Source organism: Marinomonas sp. AWM4_232 (genome assembly GCF_056158325.1).
In genome coordinates this window covers 3,562,600-3,581,829 of the sequence record NZ_JBSWTA010000001.1, presented here as the reverse complement: position 1 = coordinate 3,581,829, position 19,230 = coordinate 3,562,600, and the positions used below count along the sequence as shown (strand labels likewise).

At 43.7% G+C, this 19,230-nt stretch carries 19 protein-coding genes; 11 read left to right on the top strand and 8 right to left on the bottom strand.

The genetic code is table 11. From position 1 onward, the window contains the following. Nucleotides 1–7: 7 nt before the first annotated feature. From ACXAC1_RS16950 to ACXAC1_RS16910, 9 genes are all read left to right on the top strand, one after another. A complete protein-coding gene (locus ACXAC1_RS16950) occupies nucleotides 8–868 on the top strand; it encodes an alpha/beta hydrolase (protein WP_475062997.1) in 861 nt (286 codons plus the stop codon). A 32-nt stretch (nucleotides 869–900) separates the two neighbouring features. Further along, nucleotides 901–1,698 (top strand): DUF4892 domain-containing protein, encoded by a 798-nt coding sequence (locus ACXAC1_RS16945; RefSeq protein ID WP_475062995.1) that lies wholly within the window; start codon nucleotides 901–903, stop codon nucleotides 1,696–1,698. A 27-nt stretch (nucleotides 1,699–1,725) separates the two neighbouring features. Beyond that, nucleotides 1,726–2,658, top strand: coding sequence for a patatin-like phospholipase family protein (locus ACXAC1_RS16940; protein WP_475062994.1), 933 nt, complete (start codon nucleotides 1,726–1,728; stop codon nucleotides 2,656–2,658). A gap of 96 nt (nucleotides 2,659–2,754) precedes the next feature. Then, a complete protein-coding gene (locus ACXAC1_RS16935; protein ID WP_475062992.1) occupies nucleotides 2,755–3,492 on the top strand; it encodes a hypothetical protein in 738 nt (245 codons plus the stop codon). 57 nt (nucleotides 3,493–3,549) lie between these two features. Continuing rightward, entirely contained in the window at nucleotides 3,550–4,458 is a 909-nt protein-coding gene (prmB, locus tag ACXAC1_RS16930) for a 50S ribosomal protein L3 N(5)-glutamine methyltransferase (RefSeq protein WP_475062991.1), read from the top strand. A gap of 9 nt (nucleotides 4,459–4,467) precedes the next feature. Beyond that, on the top strand, nucleotides 4,468–5,568 hold the full coding sequence (gene aroC, locus ACXAC1_RS16925) for a chorismate synthase (protein ID WP_475062989.1): 1,101 nt from the start codon (nucleotides 4,468–4,470) through the stop codon (nucleotides 5,566–5,568). Nucleotides 5,569–5,616: 48 nt separating this feature from the next. Next, nucleotides 5,617–6,180 (top strand): inosine/xanthosine triphosphatase, encoded by a 564-nt coding sequence (yjjX, locus tag ACXAC1_RS16920; RefSeq protein ID WP_475062987.1) that lies wholly within the window; start codon nucleotides 5,617–5,619, stop codon nucleotides 6,178–6,180. Continuing rightward, on the top strand, nucleotides 6,164–6,856 hold the full coding sequence (yjjG, locus tag ACXAC1_RS16915; RefSeq protein WP_475062986.1) for a pyrimidine 5'-nucleotidase: 693 nt from the start codon (nucleotides 6,164–6,166) through the stop codon (nucleotides 6,854–6,856). Before yjjX ends, yjjG begins: the two co-directional genes overlap by 17 nt. A 555-nt stretch (nucleotides 6,857–7,411) precedes the next feature. Further along, nucleotides 7,412–7,606 carry a hypothetical protein gene (locus ACXAC1_RS16910; protein WP_475062985.1) on the top strand — a complete coding sequence of 65 codons (195 nt, stop codon included), beginning with the start codon at nucleotides 7,412–7,414 and terminating at the stop codon, nucleotides 7,604–7,606. A 31-nt stretch (nucleotides 7,607–7,637) separates the two neighbouring features. On the opposite strand, the gene ACXAC1_RS16905 is transcribed toward ACXAC1_RS16910, so the two are convergent. After that, nucleotides 7,638–8,375 (bottom strand): CLCA_X family protein, encoded by a 738-nt coding sequence (locus ACXAC1_RS16905; protein ID WP_475062983.1) that lies wholly within the window; start codon nucleotides 8,373–8,375, stop codon nucleotides 7,638–7,640. Nucleotides 8,376–8,526: 151 nt separating this feature from the next. On the opposite strand from ACXAC1_RS16905, the gene ACXAC1_RS16900 reads away from it, so the two are divergent. After that, on the top strand, nucleotides 8,527–9,738 hold the full coding sequence (locus tag ACXAC1_RS16900; protein ID WP_475062981.1) for a sugar transporter: 1,212 nt from the start codon (nucleotides 8,527–8,529) through the stop codon (nucleotides 9,736–9,738). Here the strand turns inward: ACXAC1_RS16900 and ACXAC1_RS16895 are convergent. The 3 genes from ACXAC1_RS16895 to ACXAC1_RS16885 form a co-directional block, all read right to left on the bottom strand. Continuing rightward, nucleotides 9,719–10,066, bottom strand: coding sequence for a hypothetical protein (locus ACXAC1_RS16895; protein WP_475062979.1), 348 nt, complete (start codon nucleotides 10,064–10,066; stop codon nucleotides 9,719–9,721). The two genes, ACXAC1_RS16900 and ACXAC1_RS16895, sit on opposite strands and share 20 nt — an antisense overlap. 83 nt (nucleotides 10,067–10,149) lie before the next feature. Beyond that, on the bottom strand, nucleotides 10,150–12,678 hold the full coding sequence (locus ACXAC1_RS16890; RefSeq protein ID WP_475062978.1) for a heavy metal translocating P-type ATPase: 2,529 nt from the start codon (nucleotides 12,676–12,678) through the stop codon (nucleotides 10,150–10,152). Then, nucleotides 12,671–13,111, bottom strand: coding sequence for a MerR family transcriptional regulator (locus ACXAC1_RS16885; protein ID WP_273102463.1), 441 nt, complete (start codon nucleotides 13,109–13,111; stop codon nucleotides 12,671–12,673). Before ACXAC1_RS16885 ends, ACXAC1_RS16890 begins: the two co-directional genes overlap by 8 nt. A 152-nt stretch (nucleotides 13,112–13,263) precedes the next feature. Here ACXAC1_RS16885 and ACXAC1_RS16880 point away from each other — a divergent pair, with 152 nt between their 5' ends. Beyond that, nucleotides 13,264–14,154: an AEC family transporter gene (locus tag ACXAC1_RS16880; protein ID WP_475062976.1), complete on the top strand. Its 891-nt coding sequence runs from the start codon at nucleotides 13,264–13,266 to the stop codon at nucleotides 14,152–14,154. A 15-nt stretch (nucleotides 14,155–14,169) separates the two neighbouring features. Here ACXAC1_RS16880 and ACXAC1_RS16875 read toward each other — a convergent pair whose 3' ends face one another. From ACXAC1_RS16875 to ACXAC1_RS16860, 4 genes are all read right to left on the bottom strand, one after another. Next, nucleotides 14,170–14,652: a DUF411 domain-containing protein gene (locus ACXAC1_RS16875; protein ID WP_475062974.1), complete on the bottom strand. Its 483-nt coding sequence runs from the start codon at nucleotides 14,650–14,652 to the stop codon at nucleotides 14,170–14,172. Between the two features lie 169 nt (nucleotides 14,653–14,821). Then, the gene (gene pyrC / locus ACXAC1_RS16870; RefSeq protein WP_133559716.1) at nucleotides 14,822–15,856 is read right to left on the bottom strand and encodes a dihydroorotase; all 1,035 of its coding nucleotides are present in this window, start codon (nucleotides 15,854–15,856) and stop codon (nucleotides 14,822–14,824) included. Nucleotides 15,857–16,206: 350 nt separating this feature from the next. Next, a complete protein-coding gene (locus ACXAC1_RS16865; RefSeq protein WP_475062972.1) occupies nucleotides 16,207–18,045 on the bottom strand; it encodes a DEAD/DEAH box helicase in 1,839 nt (612 codons plus the stop codon). 135 nt (nucleotides 18,046–18,180) lie between these two features. Then, nucleotides 18,181–19,206, bottom strand: a complete 1,026-nt coding sequence (locus ACXAC1_RS16860) for an AI-2E family transporter (RefSeq protein WP_475062971.1) — start codon at nucleotides 19,204–19,206, stop codon at nucleotides 18,181–18,183. Nucleotides 19,207–19,230 lie beyond the last annotated feature (24 nt).

Genomic DNA, 19,230 nt, shown 5'->3' with positions numbered 1-19,230 from the left:
TTAAGTTATGTCCAACGATACACAATATAACTTAGGTCACACCAGTTTAGCCGGTCAGCAATGGCTATCTAGCAACCCTAATGCCCTAAGGGTATTAATGCTTCATGGTTGGCTAGATAATTCGGCTTCCTTTACCAATTTAGCCCCATATTTATCTGATTATAATTTGTCCGCTGTGGATCTCGCGGGGCATGGATTATCTGACCACCGTCCAGATGGCTGTTTTTATCATCTATGGGATTATGCATTAGACATTATTAGTATTTTGAACCTTAGCTCGCAGCCTATTTGGTTGGTGGGGCATAGCATGGGAGGCGCAGTGGCTATGCTGGTTGCTGCTTTGGCCCCCGAAAAGGTGCGAGGTTTGATTGTTTTAGACAGTCTTGGTCCGGCGACAGCGACGCCCAATGAGCGTGTCGTAACTATGAAACGTGCTATGCAGAAAATGCTAAAACAGCGAAGCCAACGAAATACGCATTACCCATCTCAAGAAGATCTCATCTACGCAAGGATGCATGGCATGACTGAGCTGAGTCATGATGCGGCAAAGCTATTGGTTAATCGAGGCTCTACAGTAAAAAATGGCGAATGGGTATGGCGGGCTGATCCCAAACTCTCTTTTCCATCACCTTATCGCATGGATGAAGAATCTGTTGAGGCTTATATTTCCTCTATTAAATGCCCAATATTAGCTTTGTTAGCGAACCAAGGTTTTTATGGAAATGAACCGGACTTGCTTAAACGACGTACCCAGATGTTCCCTTGGATAAAAGTGCAATTTCTTGATGGTAGCCATCATTTCCACCTAGAAACTGAAACTTGCTACTCGGTTGCACAGGAAATTCATCGATTTATCGACCAGAATTAAGATTCGTATAACCGTGTTAAGGAGTGAGCAATATGTTTCGTAACTTTGTCACCGCTTGTTGTCTAAGCAGCACGGTTGTCTTTGCAGCAGAATCAACTAATACCCAACAGGAAATACCTTCGTATCGAAGTGCTCAGATCGTCAAGAGCACGCCAGTAGAAAACGCCAGTTTTGAAATTCCTTTGGCAAAGATATACCGTTCTGGAAGAGGTTGGGAACCAGAAAAAGTGACGGTTGTAGAAGGTTCTTCTGTTCAAACACTTTATAAAATCGGTCGCAATGTTCCGATGGAATCCGTTGAGTCTTTTTATGACCAGGCTATTCGAAAATTAGACAGTGTTGAGCTCCTTTTTGAGTGTCATAGCCGTTCATGTGGCAGTTCAAACGCTTGGGCAAATAACTTCTTTAATGATTATTTACTTTATGGAGCCGACTCTAGTCAGACTTTGTGGGTCGCAAAAGATGCACATCAACATTACTGGGTAGTATACCTGAATCGCCGTGGAGCCGGTGATGTTATGGTTAGGATAGATGAGGTCATACCCCAGGGCAGTGAAGAGAATATTGCCATTCTTGCCCAGTTTAATGCTAAAGACATCCCAAGAATTCGACGCTTTCTATCTGAATCCAATGATTTAACAACTATCATTGGATTTGTCACAAGCCAAGCCGATCATCGAAGTGCAGTAAGTGTTGGTGACCAGTACATTAGTGATATCCAATTTGGTTTAAGTCCTAAAGAGAACCGAGATATTCGTTTTATCAACTTGGCAAATATGGGTGATCCAGCACTTGGGACGGACCGAGTTATCTTTATCCGCAACCAATGAATTCAGGCCTTAAAGGAATAAAGACGTATGACAGGTAAAACCGTTTCGTTGGTGCTAGGGAGTGGGGCTGCTCGTGGTCACGCACATATTGGTGTGATCAACGCACTTGAGCAACAAGGTTATGACATTATTTCCATATCAGGCTGCTCGATCGGATCCATCATCGGTGGCATTTACCTCTCTGGTAAGCTTAAGGAATACCAAGACTGGGCAGAATCTTTAGATCGATTTCACGTACTAAAGCTGCTGGATATGGCGGTGCTAATGGGCGGTTATGTTCGAGGTGACCGCTACTTCAAAGTTATCGAAGAGTTATTAGGTGATGATCTGAACATAGAAGATCTACCACGACCATTTACTGCTATAGGTGTTGATTTACTCAGCCAAAAAGAATTTTGGTTTCAAAAGGGTAGTCTGCTAAAAGCTATGCGGGCTTCTTCTGCGGTGCCTTCTATTGTCAGTCCAGTTCAAGTGGGTGGACGAGTTTATGTTGATGGCGGTGTTCTTAACCCACTACCTATTATACCAACGGTGTCGGCTGGGGCTGATTACATTATCGCTGTGGATCTAAATGGACCAGCACAAGAGCTACCCGAGGCAACAGTTGTTCAGCCAGAACAGGAAGCTGAATGGTGGCGAAGTGTGAAAGACTTTTTTGGCAAGATGGGAGATGACTCTGACTCGGAATCTGAGTTGGAACCAGAAACGCGCTACGACACCCAAAACTGGGGACGCATTCAAACCATTAACATGATGTTTGAAACCATGCAAGAATCGCTGACTCAATACAAAATCGCAGGCTATCCGCCAGATTTGTTAATTTCTCTGCCAAAGGATTCGTGCAGCTTCTATGAGTTCTGGCGTTCAAAAGAATTAATCGAACTCGGTCATAAAGTCACAACTGATGCTTTAGCGCAACTCGAGTCACCAAAACGCGACTATTTTTCTTTCCCTAGCTAACTTTACTGTTTAGCAACTGTGAGGCCCAAATATAGATATAAAAGATAAAATAAGTATAATATTTTTCAATATTATTTTATCTAAGGTTTAACTGTTATGGCTCGTAAGGCAAACATAGCGAAAGAAGAAATCATCCAAGCCTGCTGGGATCTTATTGAGCAGAACATCTTTCCTAACATTCCACGATTGAGTGATTACTTTAAAAACCTTGATGGTCGCGGCTGCTCGAATACAACATTGCTAAACGCCATCAGCGAATGGGAAGAATCGTATAAAGAACATCAAGAGAATGAGCTGAAAGAAGTCACCGAGCATTTTGCTCCAACCTTTAAACGCTTCGAAAGAGATATTATTCAATCACTTTCTATCATCCTGGACGAGCAGATCACTGCGCATGAAGAGAAACTATCTCTTAGACAATCTTCTATTGAAGGAAGAGAGCGCTCCCTATCAGAATCTTTTATTAACTCTCAACAAGAGCTAGAAACAACTCTTGAACAAAAGCAGATATTTGAGACACGCTGTAATGAATTGCAACAAAGCCAAAAAGCGCTAGAAGACCGACTAGAGCATTCATTAACTCGAAACAGGGTACTCGAATCCGAAATTGAACAATGGAAGCAAGCTCAGAGAGAAGCAGACACCAAACTCCATCAAGCGCAAGTTGATCTAGCCAAACAGGATAATGAAATTTCCCAGTTAAAACAGCTTTTAACGGACAGCCAAGCAGAAGTTCAGCGCTTAAAAAAGCAAAACGATCAGCTTTTAAACAGTGCAATCGAACAAGTCTCAAAGCTTGCAGAAAGCGTGGCGACAAAAGCGTCAGATTCATAGAGTCTAGCGGGGATTATCGCTATAATGACACGCATTTTTAACGCATAAGATATTGCTATGAGTAGACACCAATCCGCCATAAAGGATTTATTGACCATTCAAGATTACATCCGCTGGACGTATTCTCGTTTTCGTCGTTCTGATATTTTTTATGGCCACGGTACAGACAATCCTTGGGATGAAGCTGTTCAGCTGGTTCTTGGGGCGCTTTCATTACCTCTAGATTTTCCAAAGGAACACCTAGACAGTCGCTTAACCCATGATGAGAAAAAGCGGATCTTAAAATTGGTAGATCGCCGCATAAACGATCGTGAACCATTGCCGTACCTATTAGGCGAAGCATGGTTTATGGGGCTACCGTTTAAGGTTACTAAAGACACCTTGATTCCTCGCTCGCCAATTATGGCTCTAATCGAGAATCAATTTGCCCCATGGTTAGAGCAATACCCGCTGTCCATTCTTGATATGTGTACTGGTTCTGGGTGCCTAGGCATCGCAGCTGCGTTAACCTTTGATGAAGCCGAAGTAGACATTACTGACGTTAGTGACGCGGCATTGGATGTGGCTTTGCAAAACATCGCTATGCATGAGGTGGAAGACCGTGTACATGCTATCCACTCCGATATGTTTAATGCATTATCCGGTAAGCAGTATGATTTGATTATTTGTAATCCGCCGTATGTGGATGCGAATGACTACAATACTGCGCCAAGAGAATTTCACAACGAACCACAGTTGGCCCTAACATCCGGCGATGATGGTTTAGACTTTACCAGAGCATTCCTAGCGCAAGCCGCAGATTACCTTCATGATAACGGTATTGTTGTCTATGAGGTTGGCAACAGTGAGGTTGCATTACAAGAAGCGTACCCTGACACACCATTTATGTGGGTAGAATTAGAGAATGGTGGTAACGGCGTCTTCGTGTTAACGAAAGAAGAATTGAAAACCCTACAACAAGAGTAACTAGACAACATGGCTGGCAATACATTTGGTACGTTATTTAAAGTCACAACTTTTGGGGAAAGCCACGGTTTAGCCCTAGGCGCAATCGTTGATGGTTGCCCTCCAGGACTTGAGTTGACTGAAGCTGATCTTCAGCGTGACTTAGATTTACGTAAACCAGGCACATCAAAACATACAACGCAACGCCGAGAGCCGGATGAAGTAGAGATTTTGTCAGGTGTATTTGAAGGCAAAACAACCGGCACACCGATTGGTCTTTTAATTCGCAACACAGATCAGCGCTCAAAAGACTACGGTAATATCAAGGAAACATTCCGTCCTGCGCATGCTGATTACGTATACGACCAGAAGTTTGGCTTCCGCGACTATCGCGGTGGCGGTCGTTCTTCAGCACGAGAAACAGCGATGCGAGTTGCGGCTGGAGCTATTGCTAAAAAATGGCTTAAACAGCGCTACGGCATTGAAATACAAGGCTTTTTATCTCAACTTGGCCCAATTAAGTTGGATGTTAAAGATTTAAGCCAAGTCTATGAAAATGCGTTCTTTAGCCCTGACCCAGATGCGATTCCGAAACTTGAAGAGTACATGACAAACCTTCGCCGTGAAGGCGATTCAGTTGGTGCTAAAATTACTGTCGTTGCTAAAAACGTACAGCCAGGTTTAGGTGAGCCAGTATTTGATCGTTTAGACGCTGATATCGCCAAAGCCATGATGGGCATTAATGCTGTGAAAGGCGTCGAAATCGGTGATGGCTTCGATGTGATCGAGCAAAAAGGTAGCCAACATCGTGATGAAATGACCCCAGAAGGTTTCTTATCGAACCATGCAGGCGGTGTGGTTGGCGGCTTATCCTCTGGTCAAGATATTGTGGTACACATGGCATTAAAACCAACGTCAAGTATTACAATTCCAGGTAAAAGCATTGACCGCTCAGGTCAAGCGATAGACGTCATTACAAAAGGGCGTCATGACCCTTGTGTCGGCATTCGAGCGACACCGATTGCTGAGGCGATGCTTGCGTTAACCATTATGGATCATGCATTACGCCATCGAGGGCAAAATGCGGATGTCCATTGTGAGACACCCATTATTAAAGGCCAAGCCGAATAATATACAAAAGGTCGCTATTGCGACCTTTTTTGCTTTAGGGAGAACTTTATGTCGAGCGTGGTAATAAGAGTATTAGTAGGTTCCACCAACCCAGTGAAGAAAGGGGCCGCGATGAAAGCTTTCGCTAAGGCATTCCCTGATCATGCTATTCATTGTGAAGATCTTAATGCTCCATCTGGAGTGGCGGATCAACCCATGAATGAGAAAGATACCAAGCTTGGAGCGCAAAACCGAGCAACATATTGTGCCCATTTTGATAGCCAACAGAAATACGATTACTACGTGGCTATGGAAGGTGGTGTGGATTATTTTGATGAAGGGCCCGCAACCTATGCATACATCACAGTCCGAAATCAGGAAGGACGAATGATCACGGGGCGAACAGCCAATTTACCGTTACCTCAGTTTGTCTATCAACGCCTTGAACAAGGCGAAGAGTTAGCTCATGTGATGGACGATATATTCGATCAGCACAATATAAGACAAAAGGGCGGTGCTATCGGTGTTTTGACTAACCATATCGAAACCCGTGAAAGTGTTTATATGCAAGGGCTAGTGTTAGCTCTCGCTCCGTTTCTACACAGCGAGATGTTTTATGAATCATCTGTATGATTTCTATATTTTTGATGCGGACCATACATTGTTCGAATTCGATGCTTTCGAAGGGCTTAAGCACATGTTTGCTAATTTTGATGTGCAGTTTAACTTGGAAGATTATGAGTTCTACCAACAAACTAATAAGCCATTATGGGTGCAATATCAAAACGGTGAAATAAGTGCCGACACATTACAAACAGTGCGATTTAGCCATTGGGGTAAAAAGCTCAACATACAGCCTCAAGAGCTCAATGAGCGTTTTTTAGACAGCATGGCGGAAATATGTGAGCCGTTGCCAAGTGCTAAATTGTTACTGGAAACGTTAAAAGCTAAACGAAAAAGCCTTTCCATACTGACCAATGGCTTTACAGCCTTGCAGCAACGCCGATTGAATAAAACAGGTTTAGCTGATGTATTTGATCATGTGATCATTTCTGAGCAAGTTGGCCTCGCAAAACCTGATGAACGTGTTTTTAAACATACTCTGGACAAACTAAACATCAGCCACGACCAGAAGAGTCGCGTGCTAATGATCGGAGATACATTTGCTTCAGATATTGTTGGAGGCCAACGGTCAGGTATTCAGACATGTTGGCTAAATCATCACAACGAACAACTTACTGGTGAGCAGATTAAGCCAACGTATGAAGTTAAGTCTTTAAAAGACTTGATGGCATTATTAGAGCTTTAATAGCTCTAAAGTAGGTCCACTATTTCCGATAAATGTTATTATCGGAAATAGTGTGATATTAGAAATTATGGCCTTTTCCTCGTAATTTCTTTCTTATTAGGCTCAAACTAAAATTTTAAAGAAGCAGCTTCTTCGCCTGTGCTGTTGTTGCTGTAGTCTATCGAGTAAATAAATTCTTTTATCGCTGACTGGAGTCAGCTCGTACGCTGTATTCCGTTTCGTACGACCCGATTCTATCGGGGAAAATGCGGCTATCCTTGTTTATTGCTTATTCGTTCGATTGACATGTCATCTCAAAAACGAGTTAATAACAAAGTCTTATAAAGACATTTCATTTAACCCTAAACCGATTCGGAGGCCATTATGACTTGCATGCATTCCATCATGACAACATCTATGACTGCGCCTCGAATTTATGTCCGAACAGCCAATAAGGCCTTTGGCATTCGCGTTTAGTGTTGTTTATTACATTGATCGCGGGAATTTACGCGGTCAATCAAGCATTTAAGGCCACTCCTCGTAAATTCTCATGATCTTGCTGATTAGGAGAACATTATGAGCTTTATCGCACTTTTAAACTTAGCAAAAGAATACTTTGAACAGCGCCGTCTAAACCAAACATTCGGTCACCTTGATAACCATGTTTTACGAGATATTGGTTTTACTCGTACCGATGCTGGCATTCGTCCATTAAACCCTCATGCTAAAGGCGAAACACCACCGCCCCAAAGTGAGTTAAGTCCTAGGTGATGATGCCGCTGGAAGCAGGATAAACAAGTTACTAATGATTTTCCTGCTTCCTTTGTTTACTTGCTAACGCGTCACCCAATATTGAAAAATACTGTTGGAACATCTCATTAATCATCAAACGCTGCTCACCATTTGGGTATAAACCAAGCTTAGCTTCATCGGTTCCTATTGTACCTCTCACCAAGAAGCGACTATTGGGTAAACAGTCCTCAATAAACGCTTCAAACGCACGAGCGCACATTTCTTCTGGCTTTGAGTAGTAAAAACTATTCAGTCGAGTATCTGTTTCTCTTGAACAAATAAACAGCGGACTTGGCTCCTTACCGTCAACTGACAACAAAATCGTTTCGTAACATTGAGCCAGTAATGTATTCAGGGTATGCGGCCCATATGGGTAATCGTTTAACCATAGTTTCGAGGCGAAAACCATGCGGTCTGCAATAGGAAACATCTTGTCTGCCATGTAGTGATCAAATGCATGAAACCATTCGTGAGCGAGACTACCGGCTCCAGCATTCTTCGCTAGCGAAAGTTTTTTAACTGCAGGCATGTAGTGAGCGGAAACACCTAACTGCCCGCCTTTGCCGTACTGTAATCCCAGTGATCCTCTAAGTGAGATAACGGACTCCGGTACTTTTAAAGCGTGCATTAGATCCACTAAAGCTTGATGGAAATTTAAGGCCGCTCTGTCACGTTCTTTGGGTGTAACCCATTGACCAAGTTCGATGCTTTTAAAGTCAAATTGACGTCGTATTTCAACAAAGTTCATGAATGTGCATACATTAGAATAGATTTAAGTACGCCCTTAAAATTTATCATAGGGATGCATGTTTGATTCATATTTAGCCCTTTAAATTCGTGTAATTAAGTGAAGAATACTACCCTTTATCTAATCGACTAAACTCTTGTTCGGAACCCCTATGACACAATTACCTCCAGCGAGTACCACACCCAAACATGTGCAATATCTTCGTGTTCTTGCGCTGGGTTTTTGTGCGTTTATTTTTAACACATCTGAGTTTGTACCAGTTGGGTTATTATCTGATATTTCCGAGGACTTTGGCATTACTCCGTCACAAACAGGCTGGATGTTAACGATTTATGCATGGATTGTTGGTGTCATGTCTTTGCCTATGATGCTGATCACGAGTCGCATGGAACGAAAACTGTTGTTGATGGGAACATGTACAGTTTTTATCGTCAGTCATGGTTTATCAACCATCGCTTGGGACTTCCAAAGCTTAATGATTAGCCGTATTGGTGTTGCGTTTTCGCACGCAGTGTTTTGGTCCATTACAGCCTCCATTGCGATTCGTGTAGCACCTCCAGGAAAAATGAATTTTGCCCTCAGTGTACTTGCGACAGGTACGGGCATGGCAATGGTACTTGGGGTTCCACTTGGCAGATTAATAGGTCAGCACCTTGGCTGGCGAATGGCTTTTGAGGTGATTGGATTAGCTGCACTAGTCATTACAGCATTGGTATTTCGCCTACTACCGCCCTTACCAAGCCTTACCAGCACTGATCTCACTGCCAAAGTAAAATCGGTATTCACTAACAAGCGTTTGTTCATCATGTATTTGTCTGTGTTTCTTGTGTTCACAGCTCATTACGGAACTTACAGCTATATTGAACCGTTCCTAATGGATTTCGGTGGTGTTTCCAGCAATTTAACCACAGTCATCCTACTAACATTTGGCGTATCAGGCATCATTGGTAGTACGTTATTTAGCTATCTCGGTGAAAGGTATGGTGCTCAATTGATGATTGGTAGTGCTGTCGGCATAACTATGTGTATGCTGTGTCTAGCCATTGCTTTAACCTCTGAGACCGCTTTGATCGTCATTACTGTTGTATGGGGGGCTGCATTAATTCTGACTTGCTTGGCCATGCAATCCCGGGTTCTGAGTATCGATACCAGTGCTTCAGATATCATCATGTCGCTTTTTTCTGGCATCATCAACATGGGAATCGGGGCTGGCGCACTGCTCGGCTCTATCAGCATAGAACAAGTGGGATTAGGCAACATTGGCTACGTCGCATCAGTGGTTGCGTTTTTAGCGATATGGGTTGTGATTTATATTGCTAGAATGAACATCACGCCAGTTGCGGTTAGCGGCGGTGGACATTAGGCGCCTTAGCACAACAATGAGGCTTATGACGTGCATTAGCACGTATGTTTTCACTTACCTGCTGTGCCACTCGGTATCGCCAACGCCACCAAAACGATTCACATAGGTCTACATCAAGCGCTGAAAGTGAGTCAACAACCTCTTCAAATGTTAACAGAGAGGCGTCATAGTGAAAGACGATGATGCCTCTTTTGTCATTGAGCTTAATTAAGTCAACAGCTGTACTCTCTGTGAAATATAACTCAACCAAAGGGATGGTTGAGTTATTCAAACCAGAGAGTTTTAAGGTTACTTTATGACGATAAGCAGAATGCTTAATTGCTGACATAAAAGCTCCCTATTTCCCTAACCAAAACCACCAAATGATAAAAGCGATGGCAGCAACACCAATCAGATTTAAATACATCATCACTAGTTTGCTCCTTTATTCGTTGAGTTTGGTTTGAACCAGCGCAGGCGATTAGCGTTTACAACAACCGTAATCGATGACAGCGACATGGCTGCACCCGCAATGACTGGACTTAAAAGCCATCCTGTTAATGGATACAATAATCCCGCTGCAACAGGAATCCCTAAGGTGTTGTAACCAAATGCACCCCAAAGATTTTGTTTAATATTACTCAGCGTCGCTTTACTGATTTCGATGACGTTTGCGATATGGTTTAAATCATTACCAATGAGTGTAATATCAGCGCTTTCCATCGCGACATCCGTACCCGCACCCATAGCAAAACCCACATCCGCTTGAGCCAATGCAGGTGCATCATTGATGCCATCTCCGATCATACCAACCGTTTCACCTTCTTGTTGCAGTTGTTGGACAAAATCGAGTTTGTCTTGCGGCAACATATTCGCCTTGAATTGATCTATCCCCACTTCATCAGCAACAACTTTCGCCGTTTCAGCGTTATCACCAGTGAGCATGATCACCTTAATATGGTTGTCATGTAACTGTTTGATGGCAGCCTTAGCACTTGGTTTTATTTTATCTTCAATAACAAAACCAGCCAGCAATTGATCACCTTTAGATAGATAAACATGAGAACCCGTACCGAGCTGAAATGCGACGCTTATACTTATCCCTTTTTGCGTCATCAGAGCCGCATTACCCAGCGCATAATCGATACCATCAATGGACGCTGTAACACCTTTGCCAGGTACATTGTCAAAGTTTTCAATCAATTGCTCTTCTGCGCTGTCTGAGTACTCTAACAAGGCCTGTGCTAATGGGTGGTTCGCTCCTGATTCAAGGCTTTTAATGATGCTTTTGATAGCATGCTCATCATCGCCTATCAGCTTAACTTCGCTGACAGTTGGTTTGCCCTCCGTAATGGTGCCCGTTTTATCAAGCACAATCGTTGTGATTTCACTCGCTTTTTGAAGCGCATCACCATTACGAATTAAACCACCGTATTCAGCAGCCTTACCGACTCCGATCATGGTCGATATTGGCGTTGCCAACCCTAACGCACAAGGGCATGCAATGATCAAAACGGACACCGCTGCAACCAGCATATGAACGGCGGCTGGTTGAGGACCGCAATTCAACCAAGCCATCGCAGCTAAGATAGCGAAAATTATGACACTTGGTACAAAGACTGAAGACACTTTATCTGCCAAGCGACTGATCGGCGGCTTGGAATTTTGTGCTTTACCAACCATCGAAATAATTTGAGCCAGCAACGTATCACCGCCTACTTTTGTCGCTTTATATACAAGGCGTCCGTTTCCATTCACCGTACCTGCAGAGACAGTGTCGCCTTCACTTTTTTCGACTGGTACCGGCTCACCTGTCAACATAGACTCATTGATCGATGACTGCCCTTCCACAATCACACCATCAACTGGTAGCTTCTCACCTGATTTTATTAAGATATGGTCATCGATTTTTATGGCTGAGATATGAACCTTATGGGCTATACCATCTTGTAAAATATTAGCTTGCGAAGGTTGTAGATCTAATAGTCTTTTTAGCGCAGCACTCGTTTTACCTCGAGCCTTTACCTCCAAAGCTTGGCCTAAATTAATCAAACCAAGGATCATCGTGCTGGCCTCGAAGTACAAGTGTCTAGCATTAGCAGGAAGCCAGTCAGGTAGTAAAACCACAGACATGGAATACAACCAAGCCGCACCAGTTCCTATCGCAATAAGAGTGTCCATATTGCTGTGGCGATGTTTAAAGGCTCGCCACGCACTGCGATAAAAATGCCTTCCACTGTAATACATGACAAGCAACGAAATCGCCCCAACTACACCCCAAGCGATTTGTTCTCCAGCTGTCGTTACCATCATAGAACCACCGAGCAGACCCCAGAGCATAAGTGGAATACCAATAATTAGGCCTGCAAATGAAAAGCGTACCTTGGTGTGATATTCATCTAGCTCTCGTTGAGCTCGCTCATCCTGTTCTTTTAGAGGGTCTTTGATCTGCTCTGCTTCATAGCCAGCATTTTCTATCGCTTTTATTAATTCATCGACAGGAGCTTGGCCTTGAACCTGGGCTGTTCGGCTTGCAAAGTTTACTTCTGCTTCCGTTACATCAGGTAGTGCGTTAAGGGCTTTTTGAATGGTATCGACACAGCCAGCACATGTAATTCCTCTTAAGCTTAACTGTACGGCAGGATCAGACACCTCTTTCTGTTCAGGTTCTTCTGAATGAACTAGCTCAGTGGAATTGGCATTATCTTCAATAGATGTGCCCTCTTCAGCATTAGCAGGTGCATACTCTCCTTTAAACTGAAAACCTGCTTTGGCAACAGCCTGGCTGAACTGCTCTTCCGTCATGTCTCCCATTAAGATAATTCGGTCTTCTTTAGGAAAACCTTCAATGTCAGAAGAGGAAGAAATGGATTGAATTTCATGACGGAGCTTTTTGACGCAACCTTGGCAATTAAGCCCCTCTACACGATATGAATTATTTTGGTGATCTTGTTCAGTCATTTTTACCTCCATTTCCACAGCAGTCATCTGGCTTGTCCCATTCCTCAATTAAGCAGCAAATGGAATGCCCATTAGGAACACCATCTTGCATTTGATCCCAGGCGGATAAAGCCGCTTCCATTTTATTTAAGTGAGATTGAAGCTGAGCAATCTGTTGCTTCACTTCTGGGACTTTTTGCTTTAAAAGATCCCTAACCAATGGGCACGGTGAATCTCCCGAGTCCGATTGCTCAAAGATATCCTGCACTTGCTTAAGGCTAAAACCTAGCTCCCTCGCCTGCTGTATGAACCTAACTTTGCGAAGTGCTTCTTTATCGTATTGATGGTAGCCATTTTCAGGGTTTCGATTCGCTTGTATTAAGCCCTCTCGCGTGTAATGCCGAATAGTTTCGGGCGTTACATTGGCAGTGTTAGCAAGTTCGCTGACTTTCATAGCAACCTCCTTTAGTCTTCTTAATAGACAGTTTAAAACCTTTGGGTTACACAAAGGTCAAGCGAATTTGAAAATATGCTTTTCAATTACAAGACAGATGCCTTTTTGCCAAGTAAAGTAGAACAAAAATCTACTACATCAATGAGTAATCTATGTTCTCAGCACTCTCCATGGCCTTAACACCTATTCTACTTTTAGGAGCATTAGGCATTTTTCTAACAAGACGAACACAATACTTAGATAGTCCACATTTAGGTTCTCTTGTCTCGAACGTTGGATTACCAGCTCTACTACTGTCCTCTGTATTAAAAATGGATATGGATTTGGGGGGAATGCTTTCTATTGTGGCGGCCACCCTTCTGTGCTTAATGGCTATGCTAGTTGTTTCACTGATTTTTCTAAAAATCATGAAGCTGCCCTCTCGGTATTACTTGCCGCCATTGGTGAATCCCAATACTGGTAACCTTGGTATTCCTGTTGCCTATGCGTTATTTGGTGAAGAAGGCCTTACCGTCGCAGTGGTCGTAAGCTCTGTCGTGCAAGTAAGTCACTTTACATTGGGCGTGGGTTTTATGTCCGGCAGTTACCGGCCAAAAGAGCTTTTAAAAAATGGCCCTGTGGTCGCGTTAATTCTAGGGGTTTTAGCATTACTCTTTGACGTCTCACTTCCTGCAGCAATGTTAAAAACATTGGAAATGCTCAGTGCGATCACATTACCTATTATGTTAATGCTATTAGGCAAATCTTTAGCGAATTTGTCCTTCAAGCAAAGCAACATGCTTTACCGTTCCATCAGCTTTGCTTTTTTTAGACCACTTGTTGGTGCTGGGATTGCAGCGTTGATTGTGCCTTGGTTTTCATTTTCTGAGGTTGAGCAAGCCGCAATCATTGCTTTACAAGGTATGTCGGTTGCGGTCATTAGCTATATGTTGGCAACTAAATTTGATGGCCCTAAAGATGAAATAGCCCTAATGATTTTACTATCTCTACCAGTTTCATTGGCCGTGGCGGCACTGGTTTGGTGGTTTAAAGTCGCCAGCTAACTTAGGCTGGCAAATTTAGTCTTCAGTATCTAGATCGGAAACTTCTACGTAGGGTGACACGGAGCCGTCCGTGTTCAATTGTAAAATTGAAAACGGCATACTTTGACCATTGATTCCCAAATTTGTGGCGGATGGTAATGGTGCAACCAACCCTTTTGCGTTGCTTGGAGGGTTCGCTAAAAATTGTTTTACAACCGCTGCAGGAATATTACCTTCAAACAAGTAGCCACTTTGAGATAAAGAGGTCTGGCACGAACGAGCATCTAGAGGGACGCCATAACTGTCTTTGATTTTATCCAACGCGTTCGAAGAATGAATTACTGCCTTCATCCCCTGGTCAATCAATCCGCCAACCAAGTCACCACAGCAACCACATGAACGGCTAATATGAACATCTAAGGTGTCATCTTTGGGCACAATGCTGGTTTCGCTTGCACTATATAGCCAAGGGCTTGGAAACAATAAGATTAGTAAAGGAAGTGTACGGATTACATTCATAGTCATGCTTAAAGAGTTACGTTATCTTTAAGATATTAGCAAGAATGTAGAGGGTGCATCTGCGCTAGTTTATTGAAATAACGTTTTTTCCGTAATAACCGTCACTTAAAACAAACTGTGCACAACATATAAGTAAGGGAGCAAAGCTCCCAAACTTATATAGAACTGGTTATTTCTTAAGCGTCCAGTTTACTTGACGTCCTGCATAGAAAGGCACAATAGGTTCGCCTGTTGGTAGGTCAATTGACTCTGGTACCACCCACTGCTCACGCACAAGAGTGATGGTATCTGTGTTACGAGGTAACCCATAAAAATCAGCACCGTGTAGACTAGCAAAGCCTTCTAACTTATCTAATGCGTCTAGTTCATCAAAGACCTGCGTGTACAGCTCGATTGCAGACCATGCGCTATAACATCCTGCACAACCACAGCCAGACTCTTTGCGATGCTGAGCATGTGGAGCAGAATCCGTGCCTAAGAAAAACTTAGAAGAACCTGTTTTTACCGCTGCACGAAGCGCCTCTTGGTGAGTTGAGCGTTTTAGAACAGGCAAACAGTAGTTATGCGGACGAATGCCGCCATCTAGCATATCATTACGATTCAACATCAAATGCTGTGGTGTAATGGTTGCCGCCACACCATCACGGGCAGACATAACAAAGTCAGCCGCATCTTTAGTGGTAATGTGTTCAAACACCACTTTTAGGTGTGGAATTTTCTCAACAATCTTCACTAAGTGCTGATCAATAAATTCTTTTTCACGGTCAAAAATATCAATGTGCTTTTGCGTCACTTCACCGTGGACTAGTAAAAGCATGCCTTCATCAGCTAGCGCTTCAAATACCGGGTAAAGACTGTCCAGAGAACTTACACCAGCATCAGAGTTCGTTGTTGCACCGGCTGGGTACATTTTAGCCGCCACAACGCCCGCAGCTTTTGCGGCACGGATATCTTCTGTTGAGGTTTTATCGGTAAGATAAATGGTCATTAAGGGAGCGAAAGAATTACCCGCCGGAATCGCTGCTTCAATGCGCTTACGGTACTCTACTGCTAACTGCGCATTGGTCACAGGTGGAACTAGATTGGGCATAACAATCGCTCGCGCAAAACAGCGAGCAGTCGCTGGTACAGTTTCCTTAAGCATATCGCCATCGCGGAAGTGTAAGTGCCAATCATCTGGACGAATAATTGTAATTTGATCCATCTCTAATCCTGCTTTTTTAAAATATTGTTTCTGTTAAACCATTATCCCCGATGGAATCGGGTCGTACGAGAGGAGGCTCCCCTCGCTAACTCAATCTGTCCTGTAATTGTAGGGCCGCGCTGTGTGCGGGAAAAGCCATATCCCTCGGGAGCCGAGGCCCTACATTCTCGATTTAAAACGGAGCTGGGACTGCCCCCACCATCACAATCTACGATTTAGTTGTAGGACCGCGCTGTGCGCGGGAAAAGCCATATCCCTCGGAAACCGAGGTCCTACATTCCAATTTAAATCGGGTCGTACGCAAATTTCTTTCAATAAAAAGCCGAGCAATGCTCGGCTTTTTTGAGAACTTAATCTTTATTACGAGGACGTGGCTTACGGTCGCCGCGATCTCCACGCTCTTTATTAAAGCTACGTGGACGACGATCTCCACGATCACCTCGGTCATTACCTTGGCGACGGCGATTACCACCAGCAGGACGCTCGCGCTCGAAAACTTTATCATCTGCATTTTCAAGCATTGTTAGGTCACAGCGTTGGCCACAAATACGAGTCTTAGCCAATTTGCTAACAGCTTGCTTGTTCATATCAGCAGGTAGATCTACCGTTGCAAAATCTTCGAAGATTTCGATATGACCAATCAGACGGCTGTCTAGATCCGCTTCGTTTGCAATCGCGCCAACGATATTACCCGGTTTAACACCGTCACGATAACCTACTTTAACAAGGTAACGCTTCATTTCTACCGAAGGGTTATCTTTAAGAGGCATCGCTTCTTTAGTAATGTTGCGAGGCTTACGTGGAGCGCGATCACCGCGTTCGCCACGATCTGGACGCTCACTGCGCTCACGAGGTTTAATCTCGATCTCTTTCAATAACAGAGGAGTTTTACCTTGAGCCATGTAAGCTAACGCTGCAGCTATTTTCGTAGGGTCTACTTCGTTTTCTTTTTGGTAGCCTTCCATCAATTCGATGAAGAAATCTAGATCTTGGTTATCGATTGTGTCAGTGATACGTTGCTTGAATCGAGCCACACGTTGCTCATTGATATCTGCCGCAGTTGGAAGCTGCATACGTTCAATGGTTTGGCGAGTTGCACGTTCAATTTGTTGCAACATACGACGCTCACGGTGACCAACGAATAGAATCGCAGTACCAGAACGACCTGCACGGCCGGTACGACCGATACGGTGTACGTAAGACTCAGTGTCGTATGGAATGTCGTAGTTAACCACATGGCTTACACGATCAACGTCTAGACCACGAGCTACAACGTCCGTTGCAACAAGAATGTCGATCTGACCTTTCTTGATACGTTCAACAGTACGTTCACGAAGGTTTTGGCTGATGTCACCGTTTAAGGCTTCACAAGCATGACCACGAGCAGTCAATTTCTCAGCAAGCTCAACCGTTGCCGCCTTCGTACGAACGAAGATGATCATACCGTCGTGCTCGTTCATTTCTAGGATACGTGTTAGCGCATCTAGCTTATGAAGACCACTTACTTGCCAGTATTTTTGAGTAATAGTCGTTGCAGTAGACGTCTTAGTTTGGATCTTAACTTCTTTTGGGTTGTTAAGATGTTGTTGCGCTACTTTACGAATGACACCTGGCATCGTTGCCGAGAACAATGCGATTTGGCGTGTCTTAGGTGTGTGCTCCAGAATCCACTCAACGTCGTCGATGAAGCCCATACGTAGCATTTCATCCGCTTCGTCTAGAACAAGCGACTGAAGGCCATCTAGTTGAAGTGTCTTACGACGAATGTGGTCCATGATACGTCCTGGCGTACCTACAACAACCTGCGCGCCACGCTTAAGTTGGCGAAGCTGAGAGTCGTAAGACATACCACCGTAAATCGGTAGAACGTGGAAATCTGGAATGTAACGAGCGTAGCTCTGGAATGCTTCAGAAACCTGAATAGCCAACTCACGTGTTGGCGCCAACACCAATAATTGTGGTGCTTTATTTGCTACATCAATGCGAGATAGCAATGGCAGAGCGAATGCCGCCGTCTTACCCGTACCTGTCTGCGCTTGACCAAGAAGGTCATGCCCTTCTAACAAAAATGGAATGCTTTGCGCCTGAATGGCAGAGGGTTGTTCGTAACCTAGTTCACTAACCGCTTTAAGAATTGGGGCGGCCAGACCCAGAGAATCAAAAGTAGGCTGAATATCAGCGTCAGACATGTAGATGGTAACCTTTAAATAGGATAAGAGACGTGCGAGGATCCGCACCGAAAAAATCAATCGCATATTCTAGTAGAGATTAGAAAATAATGCCAGTTCTTATTTAACTAACCTCTACTATTTGATGAGGAAAAATTATGGATGAGCTTTTGAATCGATAAGAATCGCTAGCCATCGCATTTTAGGATTCGCCTCAAAGGCAAACTTTAAAATGATCGTTAACGGGATGGATAAAAGCATACCGACAGGACCGAATACCCACCCCCAAAGCATTAATGACAGGAAAACGACTAATGGCGATAAGCCAACCCCTTTTCCCATATATTTCGGCTCAATTAGGTTACCCATCACTAAATTTACCAATAAAAAGCCTAAACCAGTAATGAGTGCTTCAAAACTACCCAGCTGGACAAAGGCCAAGAAGACTGCAGGGATGGCGGCTAAAATGGAGCCAATATTAGGAATGAAATTGAGCAGGAATGCGCAAACACCCCACAACACCGGGAAATCAACGCCTACGGCCCATACCCATACGCCAACAAACACACCGGTTCCAATGCTAATCAGTGTTTTAATCATCAAATAACGATTCACGGTTGCAATAAACTGATTAACCTTGGCCATTGAATGCGTAGCATCATCAAGGGCATAGCTTAATTTCTTTGGAATCTCAGCTGCTTCCAACAGAATAAACACAACGATCATGATCACAACAAATACATTGGTTAATACACTACCAAGACTAGTAAGCGTATTGGTAAACAGTGTCATCAATGAGGATGGGTCTACATAGCCTTTAATTTGCTGATATGAAATATTAATGCCCAAGTGATTCAGCTGCTCAAATATCGAAGACATTTCTGCACCAAAACGAGTTCTATAATTTGGTAATTCCTTAGAAAAATCATCCAATGAAGCGGCTACCAACAACCCAACGGACCCTAAGCAAGCCACGATAATAAGCACGATAAATACAATCGATAGCCAAGTCGGCACATGATAACGGCGCAAAGTGTTTTGTAGCGGTGAGCAAATGATCGCGATAAATACAGACAGCATAAACGGCACGACGATTTGTGATGCCTCTTTAAGGCCTGCAATGATTAGAATAAACGCCGCAATACCGACTAACCATTGTGTGGTACCTCGTGAATCGCTCATGCTCAGGTCTCTCCTTGTATATAG

What these genes read in the sequence shown, in the direction of transcription:
- ACXAC1_RS16950 (WP_475062997.1), top strand. Translation starts at nt 8, where the DNA reads ATGTCCAACGATACACAATATAACTTAGGTCACACCAGTTTAGCCGGT.
- ACXAC1_RS16945 (WP_475062995.1), top strand. Translation starts at nt 901, where the DNA reads ATGTTTCGTAACTTTGTCACCGCTTGTTGTCTAAGCAGCACGGTTGTC.
- ACXAC1_RS16940 (WP_475062994.1), top strand. Translation starts at nt 1,726, where the DNA reads ATGACAGGTAAAACCGTTTCGTTGGTGCTAGGGAGTGGGGCTGCTCGT.
- ACXAC1_RS16935 (WP_475062992.1), top strand. Translation starts at nt 2,755, where the DNA reads ATGGCTCGTAAGGCAAACATAGCGAAAGAAGAAATCATCCAAGCCTGC.
- prmB (WP_475062991.1), top strand. Translation starts at nt 3,550, where the DNA reads ATGAGTAGACACCAATCCGCCATAAAGGATTTATTGACCATTCAAGAT.
- aroC (WP_475062989.1), top strand. Translation starts at nt 4,468, where the DNA reads ATGGCTGGCAATACATTTGGTACGTTATTTAAAGTCACAACTTTTGGG.
- yjjX (WP_475062987.1), top strand. Translation starts at nt 5,617, where the DNA reads ATGTCGAGCGTGGTAATAAGAGTATTAGTAGGTTCCACCAACCCAGTG.
- yjjG (WP_475062986.1), top strand. Translation starts at nt 6,164, where the DNA reads ATGAATCATCTGTATGATTTCTATATTTTTGATGCGGACCATACATTG.
- ACXAC1_RS16910 (WP_475062985.1), top strand. Translation starts at nt 7,412, where the DNA reads ATGAGCTTTATCGCACTTTTAAACTTAGCAAAAGAATACTTTGAACAG.
- ACXAC1_RS16905 (WP_475062983.1), bottom strand. Translation starts at nt 8,375, where the DNA reads ATGAACTTTGTTGAAATACGACGTCAATTTGACTTTAAAAGCATCGAA.
- ACXAC1_RS16900 (WP_475062981.1), top strand. Translation starts at nt 8,527, where the DNA reads ATGACACAATTACCTCCAGCGAGTACCACACCCAAACATGTGCAATAT.
- ACXAC1_RS16895 (WP_475062979.1), bottom strand. Translation starts at nt 10,066, where the DNA reads ATGTCAGCAATTAAGCATTCTGCTTATCGTCATAAAGTAACCTTAAAA.
- ACXAC1_RS16890 (WP_475062978.1), bottom strand. Translation starts at nt 12,678, where the DNA reads ATGACTGAACAAGATCACCAAAATAATTCATATCGTGTAGAGGGGCTT.
- ACXAC1_RS16885 (WP_273102463.1), bottom strand. Translation starts at nt 13,111, where the DNA reads ATGAAAGTCAGCGAACTTGCTAACACTGCCAATGTAACGCCCGAAACT.
- ACXAC1_RS16880 (WP_475062976.1), top strand. Translation starts at nt 13,264, where the DNA reads ATGTTCTCAGCACTCTCCATGGCCTTAACACCTATTCTACTTTTAGGA.
- ACXAC1_RS16875 (WP_475062974.1), bottom strand. Translation starts at nt 14,652, where the DNA reads ATGAATGTAATCCGTACACTTCCTTTACTAATCTTATTGTTTCCAAGC.
- pyrC (WP_133559716.1), bottom strand. Translation starts at nt 15,856, where the DNA reads ATGGATCAAATTACAATTATTCGTCCAGATGATTGGCACTTACACTTC.
- ACXAC1_RS16865 (WP_475062972.1), bottom strand. Translation starts at nt 18,045, where the DNA reads ATGTCTGACGCTGATATTCAGCCTACTTTTGATTCTCTGGGTCTGGCC.
- ACXAC1_RS16860 (WP_475062971.1), bottom strand. Translation starts at nt 19,206, where the DNA reads ATGAGCGATTCACGAGGTACCACACAATGGTTAGTCGGTATTGCGGCG.